Raw genomic sequence first — 2,872 nt, 5'->3', positions numbered from 1 at the left:
ACCAACTTAATAAAATTCCTGGATGCCAGTGTCAAGCACTGGCGTGACACCCTAGTGGTAGGCTCAAATCACAATGTTCGTACAGTTGTGCACTTAGGTAGCTAATGTTAACTACCAATATCGTATCTGAAGAAACCCCCTGACCATTCAAAAAAGTTCAGTGCCGAGTACACTTTACTTTTAGCTTCTTCTATACTACTTCCTTCCCCTACTATATTGAGCACTCTCCCGTCATCGGAAACTAAGTTACCGCTTTCATCCAACTGAGTACCAGCATGAAACACCAGTATACCGGGAATGCTCTCAATTTTATCCAATCCCCTAATTATTTCTCCCGTTTTATAATCACCTGGATAACCCTTACTTGCAATGACTACACAAACTGTAGATTTGTTAGTAAGCTCCACCGTTTTGGCACTCAACTTTCCTTCTGCAACTGATAACATTAATTTTAATAAGTCACAATTTTCATCAAATCTAGGCAAAATAGATTGTATCTCCGGGTCACCGAATCTAACATTATACTCAAGAAGTTTAGGGCTATCCTTGCAAATCATCAAACCAGCAAAGAGGACCCCTTTATAGGGTGTTCCCATATTAGTCAGTGCTTGAATTGTCGGATATATTATTCTTTGGATAATTTTTTGCTCCATATCCTTACTTATAATTGAAGGCGATGAGTATGCCCCCATACCTCCGGTATTTTGACCTTCATTGTTTTCATTAGCTCTTTTATAATCCTTTGCACATCCAAGGGTTGCCACTTTCAGCCCGTCAACAAGAGCAAAAAAGCTTACTTCCTCTCCCACTAAAAATTCTTCTATGATTATCTCTTCGCCTGATTCACCAAATTTTTTCTCTACCAACATTGAATCTATCGCCAAAAAAGCTTCGTTTTCTGTGTTACATATTATTACGCCTTTCCCTGCTGCAATTCCATTTGCTTTTACTACAAGTGGAAACTTTATTTTATTGCTGCGTACAAAGTTTTTAGCTAATCCCTCATCGACAAAACACTCATACTTGGCAGTTGGTATACCATATTGTTTACATAATCCCTTGGTGAAAGACTTTGATGCCTCAAGCTTCGCGGCTGCTCGACTTGGAGCAAAAACATTTATTCCCTCTGCAACTAGGTTGTTAGCAAGCCCATCAATTATTGGTTGCTCTGGACCAATAACAACTAATTCTATATTTTCTCTCTTGCAAAATTGCGTAATATCAATTGAGTTTCGGGTATTTATATCCACAAGAACCCCAAAGTTTTCCATAGCTCGGCGGCCAGGAGTGATATATAACCCAGTTAAGATAGGAGATTTTTTTAGAGCCCAAAGTAAAGCATGTTCACGCCCACCAGAACCTATAACCAGAACCTTCATCTTTAATTTCCTCGTTTCTTTGTATGTTAAAACTATTATTTGCTTATAACAGTATCATTACTCATATATTTTTGCAACACGTTTGGTATTGTAATTGACCCGTCAGGATTTTGATAATTCTCCATTATGGCAATAATCGTTCTTCCTATAGCTAAAGCCGAGCCGTTTAAAGTGTGAACATATTTTTTCACCTTCTTGTCAGCCTCTAAAAAGTATTTAGTGTTCATTCTTCTTGCCTGAAACGCACCGCAATTTGAGCAACTTGATATCTCTCTATATTTATTTTGCTCAGGCAGCCACACCTCTATGTCATAAGTCTTCTGCGCAGCAAAGCCCATATCACCACTGCATAGCAGCATTACCCTGTATGGCAACTCCAATTGTTTTAATATCTCTTCAGCAACACTTGTCATGCGCTCAAGTTCATCATTTGATTGGTTTTCAGTTGTGATACTCACCAACTCTACTTTACCAAATTGATGTTGCCTTACCATACCTCTCGTATCTCGTCCTGCGCTGCCGGCCTCTTTACGAAAACACTCTGAATATGCAGTAAAACGAACGGGCAGTTCTTCTTTTTCTATTATTTTATCAGCAACCAAATTTGTCAAAGCCACTTCACCTGTGGGAATCAATCTCAATTCGTCGGTAGTTAAATATGAATCGTCAGAAAATTTCGGTAGCTGACCAACATTATACATCGCTTCATTCTTTACCAAAGCCGGATGATATACTTCAGTATAGCCAAATTCATTAACATGCATTTCAAGCATGAAATTTACTAATGCTCGTCCAAGCTTAGCTAAACGTCCTTTCAATACTGCAAATCTTGACCCGCAGATTTTTGCTGCTTGCTCAAAATCCATCGAATCCAACCCTTCTCCGAGCTCATAATGAGACTTTGGCACAAAATCAAATTTTCTTCTCTCTCCATATTTTCTAACTTCTACGTTGGAGCTCTCATCTTCACCTATTGGCACGTTTTGTGTAGGGATATTTGGTAAGTTAGATAAGATATTCATTAAGTTATCTTTCTCCGTTTGCTCTTTTAAGCTGATTGCTTCTATCTCATTTGTTACGTTTTTTGACGCTTCCACCTCATTTTCACAAGGGCTCTTGCTCATTTTGAGCTTTTTTATCTCTTCTGTAATTTCATTGCGCTTCCTATTCAAATCTTGCAGTTTAGTGGTTAATGACCTTTTCTCATGATCGATTTCCAATATTTCTTCCACAGTAAAATTTTTAATTCCCCTGCTTCTCATCGCTTTCCCGAATTCCTCAGAGTTTTTACGTATATACTCTATGTCATGCATACATTGTGCTATTACTAACATTGTTACTGTACTTTAAAAGCTTTTAATACTCAATACTTTTGTACACGCCATTAATAACTGCTATGGTAATAACGCTAACTATGGATTAGAAAGAGAGTAGAGAGAGAAATAGGGTAAACTCCAGTATTTTAGCAACAATAGGAGGTTACCCAATGCATA

General features: G+C 38.0%; 2 protein-coding genes. Both read right to left on the bottom strand.

The features are described 5' to 3' along the window. Nucleotides 1–107: 107 nt before the first annotated feature. Nucleotides 108–1,379 carry a phosphoribosylamine--glycine ligase gene (gene purD, locus GO685_RS04530; protein WP_175937761.1) on the bottom strand — a complete coding sequence of 424 codons (1,272 nt, stop codon included), beginning with the start codon at nt 1,377–1,379 and terminating at the stop codon, nt 108–110. Nucleotides 1,380–1,414: 35 nt separating this feature from the next. After that, on the bottom strand, nt 1,415–2,692 hold the full coding sequence (serS, locus tag GO685_RS04525; protein WP_175937760.1) for a serine--tRNA ligase: 1,278 nt from the start codon (nt 2,690–2,692) through the stop codon (nt 1,415–1,417). Nucleotides 2,693–2,872: the final 180 nt, after the last annotated feature.

It is taken from the genome of Wolbachia endosymbiont of Madathamugadia hiepei, from assembly GCF_013366855.1.
Taxonomy (GTDB): domain Bacteria; phylum Pseudomonadota; class Alphaproteobacteria; order Rickettsiales; family Anaplasmataceae; genus Wolbachia.
The sequence above is the reverse complement of the archived record's forward strand: the minus strand, read 5'-3'. Positions and strand labels throughout refer to the sequence as shown.